7 protein-coding genes are annotated in these 6139 nt (G+C 69.3%); 5 read left to right on the forward strand and 2 right to left on the reverse strand.

Going from position 1 to position 6139, the window contains the following annotated elements; translation table 11 throughout:
* The first annotated feature begins 3 nt into the window (after positions 1–3).
* Together dapB and ABT063_RS09945 are read left to right on the forward strand one after the other, a co-directional pair.
* On the forward strand, positions 4–756 hold the full coding sequence (gene dapB, locus ABT063_RS09940) for a 4-hydroxy-tetrahydrodipicolinate reductase (protein WP_351056697.1): 753 nt from the start codon (positions 4–6) through the stop codon (positions 754–756).
* 12 nt (positions 757–768) lie between these two features.
* Entirely contained in the window at positions 769–1224 is a 456-nt protein-coding gene (locus ABT063_RS09945; RefSeq protein ID WP_351056699.1) for a tetratricopeptide repeat protein, read from the forward strand.
* A gap of 70 nt (positions 1225–1294) precedes the next feature.
* Here the strand turns inward: ABT063_RS09945 and ABT063_RS09950 are convergent, their stop codons facing one another.
* Entirely contained in the window at positions 1295–1849 is a 555-nt protein-coding gene (locus ABT063_RS09950; RefSeq protein WP_351056700.1) for an SCO5741 family PH domain-containing membrane protein, read from the reverse strand.
* Between the two features lie 101 nt (positions 1850–1950).
* Positions 1951–2190, reverse strand: coding sequence for a hypothetical protein (locus tag ABT063_RS09955; protein WP_351056701.1), 240 nt, complete (start codon positions 2188–2190; stop codon positions 1951–1953).
* Positions 2191–2390: 200 nt separating this feature from the next.
* On the opposite strand from ABT063_RS09955, the gene thyX reads away from it, so the two are divergent.
* The 3 genes from thyX (at position 2391) to ABT063_RS09970 (ending at position 6079) form a co-directional block, all read left to right on the forward strand.
* Positions 2391–3131, forward strand: coding sequence for an FAD-dependent thymidylate synthase (thyX, locus tag ABT063_RS09960; protein WP_351056702.1), 741 nt, complete (start codon positions 2391–2393; stop codon positions 3129–3131).
* A 211-nt stretch (positions 3132–3342) separates the two neighbouring features.
* Positions 3343–4242 carry a 4-hydroxy-tetrahydrodipicolinate synthase gene (gene dapA, locus ABT063_RS09965; RefSeq protein WP_351056703.1) on the forward strand — a complete coding sequence of 300 codons (900 nt, stop codon included), beginning with the start codon at positions 3343–3345 and terminating at the stop codon, positions 4240–4242.
* A gap of 151 nt (positions 4243–4393) precedes the next feature.
* Positions 4394–6079, forward strand: coding sequence for a ribonuclease J (locus tag ABT063_RS09970; protein WP_351056704.1), 1686 nt, complete (start codon positions 4394–4396; stop codon positions 6077–6079).
* Positions 6080–6139: the final 60 nt, after the last annotated feature.

Genomic DNA, 6139 nt, shown 5'->3' on the forward strand with positions numbered 1-6139 from the left:
GACATGAGCAAGCTGCGCGTGGCGGTCCTCGGCGCCAAGGGCCGGATCGGCTCCGAGGCGGTACGGGCGGTCGAGGCCGCCGAGGACATGGAGCTCGTCGCCGCCCTGGGCCGGGGCGACAAGCTGGAGACGCTGGCCGAGACCGGCGCCCAGGTCGCCGTCGAACTGACCACGCCGGCCTCGGTGATGGACCACCTCGACTACTGCGTACGGCATGGCATCCACGCGGTCGTCGGTACGACGGGCTGGACCGACGAGCGCCTCGCGCAGCTGAAGGACTGGCTCGCCCGGTCCCCGGAGACGGGTGTGCTCATCGCGCCCAACTTCTCCATCGGGGCCGTCCTGACCATGAAGTTCGCGCAGATCGCCGCGCCCTACTTCGAGTCTGTCGAGGTCGTCGAACTGCACCACCCGAACAAGGTGGACGCCCCGTCCGGCACCGCCACCCGCACCGCCCAGCTCATCGCCGAGGCCCGTCGTGAAGCCGGCACCGCCCCGGCGCCGGACGCCACGGTGACGGCCCTGGACGGCGCGCGAGGCGCCAGCGTCGACGGGATCCCCGTCCACGCCGTCCGCCTGCGCGGCCTGCTCGCCCACCAGGAGGTCCTCCTCGGCGGCGAGGGCGAGACCCTCACCGTCCGGCACGACTCCCTCCACCACAGCAGCTTCATGCCGGGCATCCTGTTGGGCGCCCGCCGCGTGGTCACGACCCCGGGCCTGACCTTCGGTCTGGAACACTTCCTCGACCTGAACTGAGCCCCGACACCCATGCGCGCGAAGCTCTCCTACGCCATAACGGCCGCCGTCCTGGTCTTCTACTTCGTCCTGGTCGGCAGCCGCGGCGTCATGCTCATCCAGTCCGGCACGCTCCTCACCGTCACCTTCGGGGTCGCGGTGCTGATCCTGCCGGTGATCGGCCTGTGGTTCCTGTGGAAGAACACCCAGTTCGCCCGCAAGGCCAACCAGCTCGCCGCCGAACTCGACTCCGAGGGCGGCCTGCCCGTCGACGAGCTGAAGCGAACCCCCAGCGGCCGTATCGACCGCGCATCGGCCGACGAGGTCTTCGCCAAGCGCAAGGCCGAGACGGAGGCGGCGCCCGACGACTGGCGCAGCTGGTTCCGCCTCGCCGTCGCCTATCACGACGCCCGCGACACCCCGCGGGCCCGCAAGGCGATGCAAAGGGCCATCGCTCTGCACGACGACAAGCCGGTCCAGGCCGCCTGACCGCTACCGCCGTACGCCGAAGGGGCCGGTCCGCACGCGGTGCGGACCGGCCCCTTCGCGTGGCTGGACGTCAGCCCCGCCCGTACTCCGCGGCCCAGGCCTCGACCGAGTCCGCGGCCCGGTCGAAGGAGCCGGGACGCGCCAGGAAGTCCGCGTTGTGCGTGGTCAGCAGCGCCGGCACGTCGTCCGCGGCCCGATCCTGCCGTACGAGGAGCAGTGCCTGCCCCTGAACCGTGCGCGGCAGTCCGAGCCAGCGCACCGGCTGCTGCACCGTCCGCACGGTTACGACCCGCTCCCAGGGCACCGTACGCGTGAGCAGAAACCCGACCTGGCGCAGCCCGCGGGCGCTGACCCAGACGCCCATCCGCAGCAGCCGCAGGGCGCCCGCGATGACGGCCAGAGCGATGCAGAAGACCACACCGGCCTCGGACACCGAGCCCGTCAGCGCGATGATGACCGCCGCGAACAGCACGTACGAGGCGAGCAGCAGCAGGATGGCGGCCACGCCCACGCGCCACGGGCCGGGCCGGTAGGGGCGCCGCCAGCGGTCGCGGTCGTCGAAGGGCAGCGCGACGTCGTCGGCTGCCTCGAAAGCGCGGTCGGCCGTCAGGAAGGGCAGGGGCACGGCTGGTCCTCACTCAATCCATGCGTGGGCTGTGCCCGGTGAGGTTATCGACCCGTGTCCCCGCTCACCACTCTCGGGGTCCGGATGGAGTCAGACCCGGCTCAGCGCCCCTCGGACGCCTGGGACTGCTGTGTCTGCGCGGACGACTGGTCGGGTGAGAGCGCCGGCATCCCCAGAACCAGGGAACCCACGAGCGCGGCGACGATCGTGAGCCCCAGGAGCCAGCGCCCGGCTATCTGACTCAGGGACGCCCGCTCACGGGGTGGGGGAGTGACATTGCTGCGGAACCTGTCGGCTTCGGCGAGGAAGGCGAACGGTACGGGCTCGCGCCGACGCAACATGGGGTGCTTCTCCTTTCAGGACTCGAACGAATCGATGTCACCAACACAGACGAGCGAGTGCCCCAAAAGGTGCCCAGTTTCCCCGAATTCGCAGAAGTTCGCCGAAGATGTCGCGTCCCGGCACCGAACGCCCCGATGTCAGTGCCGGGCCGTAGAGTGGGCGCCGCCCGAGAGAAGTAATGGGAAGGACCCTCCGAGCCGTGACCGACACCCCCGCCGACGCCCTCAAGCCGAGCTTCCGCAGCGACGTCACCGTCGAGCTGGTCAAGCACACCGCGTCCGACGCCGACGTGCTCTTCGCCGCCCGCGTCTCGACCCTCGGCGAGCAGTCCCTGGACGAGCTGAACAAGGACCCCGAGCGCTCCAAGGGCCTGATCAACTACCTGATGCGGGACCGGCACGGCAGCCCCTTCGAGCACAACTCGATGACCTTCTTCATCAGCGCCCCGATCTTCGTCTTCCGCGAGTTCATGCGGCACCGCGTGGGCTGGTCGTACAACGAGGAGAGCGGCCGCTACCGCGAGCTCCAGCCCGTTTTCTACGTCCCCGACGCCGCCCGCAAGCTCGTCCAGGAGGGCCGCCCCGGCAAGTACGTCTTCGTCGAGGGCACCCAGGCCCAGCAGGAGCTGGTCGGCCGCGTCATGGAGGACTCGTACCGGCAGGCGTACGAGGCCTACCAGGAAATGCTCGCCGCCGGCGTCGCCCGTGAGGTCGCCCGCGCGGTCCTCCCGGTCGGCCTGTTCTCCTCGATGTACGCCACCTGCAACGCCCGCTCGCTGATGCACTTCCTCGGCCTGCGCACCCAGCACGAGTCGGCGAAGGTCCCGTCCTTCCCGCAGCGGGAGATCGAGATGGTCGGTGAGAAGATGGAGGCCGAGTGGGCCAGGCTCATGCCGCTCACCTACGCCGCCTTCAATGCGAACGGCCGTGTGGCGCCGTAACGCACCTCCGTTCTCCCCTCGGGCACAGATGTACGGATCAGCCTCGCGAAGTGTCCGTATTGCGGCATTTGGGGAAGTTCATCTAGCCTGATCAAACGGACCCGGCACTGCTTGAACCCCCGAGCAGGCAGTGCCGGGCTCCATCCTTGTCACGACTTGTCGCCTGCCCCGAGGGCAGACCCCGCCCTGAGCAACGAGTAGCGTGTTACCCATGGCTCCGACCTCCACTCCGCAGACCCCCTTCGGGCGGGTCCTCACCGCCATGGTCACGCCCTTCACGGCGGACGGCGCACTCGACCTCGACGGCGCGCAGCGGCTCGCCGCCCACCTGGTGGACGCAGGCAACGACGGCCTGATCATCAACGGCACCACCGGCGAGTCCCCCACCACCAGTGACGCGGAGAAATCGGATCTCGTACGGGCCGTCCTGGAGGCCGTCGGCGACCGCGCCCACGTCGTCGCCGGCGTCGGCACCAACGACACCCACCACAGCATCGAGCTGGCCCGCGCAGCGGAGAAGGTGGGCGCACACGGCCTCCTGGTCGTGACGCCGTACTACAACAAGCCCCCGCAGGAGGGCCTGTACCGCCACTTCAAGGCCATCGCCGACGCCGCCGAGCTCCCGGTCATGCTCTACGACATCCCCGGCCGCAGCGGCGTCCCGATCAACACCGAGACGCTCGTCCGGCTCGCCGAGCACCCGCGGATCGCCGCCAACAAGGACGCCAAGGGCGACCTCGGCCGGGCCAGCTGGGCCATCGCCCGCTCCGGCCTCGCCTGGTACTCCGGCGACGACATGCTGAACCTGCCGTTGCTCTCGGTCGGCGCGGTCGGCTTCGTCTCGGTCGTCGGCCACGTGGTCACCCCGGACCTGCGCGCCCTGGTCGAGGCGTTCGTCTCCGGCGACGTCCAGAAGGCCACCGAGATCCACCAGAAGCTGCTCCCGGTCTACACCGGCATGTTCCGCACCCAGGGCGTCATGACGACGAAGGCGGCGCTCGCCCTCCAGGGCCTGCCCGCCGGACCGCTGCGCGCCCCCATGGTCGGGCTCACGCCCGAGGAGATCGAGCAGCTCAAGATCGATCTTGCCGCAGGCGGGGTACAGCTCTAGCAACAGACTTCGCGCACGTCGCGCCACCAGACTTCACAACTGAATAAGCAGGCCACCGGTGCCTGCGTCCCCAACGACAACTGCTTCTGCACGAACGTCATGCGCGCCACGTGCCCACCGGTACGTGGCGCGTGTGGTTGAGGAGAGTCTTTTGAGTCATCCGCATCCTGAACTCGGCCCGCCCCCGCCGCTCCCCGAAGGCGGCCTGCGGGTCACGCCACTCGGCGGCCTCGGCGAGATCGGCCGGAACATGACGGTCTTCGAGTACGGAGGCCGCCTGCTGATCGTCGATTGCGGAGTGCTCTTCCCCGAGGAGGAGCAGCCCGGAATCGACCTGATCCTGCCGGACTTCTCGTCCGTCAGGGACCGCCTCGACGACATCGAGGGCATCGTCCTCACGCACGGCCACGAGGACCACATCGGCGGAGTCCCCTACCTCCTGCGCGAGAAGCCGGACATCCCGCTGATCGGCTCCAAGCTGACCCTCGCCCTCATCGAGGCCAAGCTCCAGGAGCACCGCATCCGCCCGTACACCCTCGAGGTGGCGGAGGGGCACCGCGAGCGCATCGGCCCCTTCAACTGCGAGTTCGTCGCGGTCAACCACTCCATCCCCGACGCCCTGGCGGTGGCAATCCGCACGCCCGCCGGCATGGTGGTCCACACCGGCGACTTCAAGATGGACCAGCTCCCGCTGGACAACCGCCTCACGGACCTCCATGCGTTCGCGCGTCTGAGCGAGGAGGGCATCGACCTTCTTCTCTCCGACTCCACGAACGCCGAGGTCCCCGGCTTCACCCCGCACGAACGGGACATCTCCAACGTCCTGCGGCAGGTCTTCGCGAGCGCCCGCAAGCGGATCATCGTGGCCAGCTTCGCCAGCCACGTCCACCGCATCCAGCAGATCCTGGACGCGGCTCACGAGTACGGCCGCCGGGTCGCCTTCGTCGGCCGCTCGATGGTCCGCAACATGGGCATCGCACGGGATCTGGGCTACCTGAAGGTGCCGCCGGGCCTGGTGGTCGACGTCAAGACACTCGACGACCTGCCGGACCACGAGGTCGTCCTGGTCTGCACGGGTTCCCAGGGCGAACCGATGGCAGCCCTGTCCCGCATGGCGAACCGCGACCACCAGATCCGCATCGTCCAGGGCGACACGGTGATCCTGGCGTCGTCGTTGATCCCGGGCAACGAGAACGCGGTCTACCGCGTCATCAACGGCCTGACCCGCTGGGGCGCGAACGTCGTCCACAAGGGCAACGCGAAGGTCCACGTCTCGGGCCACGCCTCGGCCGGCGAACTGCTCTACTTCTACAACATCTGCCGGCCCAGAAACCTGATGCCGGTCCACGGCGAATGGCGCCACCTGCGCGCCAACGCCGAGCTGGGCGCCCTGACCGGTGTCCCGCACGACCGGATCGTCATCGCCGAGGACGGCGTGGCCGTCGACCTGATCGAGGGCAAGGCCAAGATCTCGGGCAAGGTCCAGGCGGGTTACGTGTACGTCGACGGCCTGTCGGTCGGCGACGTCGGCGAGCCGGCCCTGAAGGACCGCAAGATCCTCGGCGACGAGGGCATCATCTCGGTCTTCGTGGTCATCGACTCGTCGACCGGGAAGATCACGGGCGGCCCGCACGTGCAGGCCCGTGGCTCGGGTATCGAGGACTCGGCGTTCGCAGACGTGCTCCCGAGGATCACGGAGGTCCTGGAGCGCTCGGCTCAGGACGGCGTGGTCGAGCCTCACCAGATGCAGCAGCTGGTGCGGCGGACCCTCGGCAAGTGGGTCTCGGACACCTATCGCCGCAGGCCGATGATCCTGCCTGTGGTGGTGGAGGTCTGACGGTCCGTCGGCCCTCGTACGCGTGAACCCGGAGCGGGGCGCCTCGATTTGCATCGAGGC

Origin of the sequence: Streptomyces sp. NPDC002838 (assembly GCF_040295365.1) — a bacterium.
GTDB lineage: Bacteria > Actinomycetota > Actinomycetes > Streptomycetales > Streptomycetaceae > Streptomyces.

Bases quoted from the DNA above. Each gene is read 5' to 3' on its own strand.
- dapB (WP_351056697.1), top strand. From the start codon at position 4: ATGAGCAAGCTGCGCGTGGCGGTCCTCGGCGCCAAGGGCCGGATCGGC.
- ABT063_RS09945 (WP_351056699.1), top strand. From the start codon at position 769: ATGCGCGCGAAGCTCTCCTACGCCATAACGGCCGCCGTCCTGGTCTTC.
- ABT063_RS09955 (WP_351056701.1), bottom strand. From the start codon at position 2,190: ATGTTGCGTCGGCGCGAGCCCGTACCGTTCGCCTTCCTCGCCGAAGCC.
- dapA (WP_351056703.1), top strand. From the start codon at position 3,343: ATGGCTCCGACCTCCACTCCGCAGACCCCCTTCGGGCGGGTCCTCACC.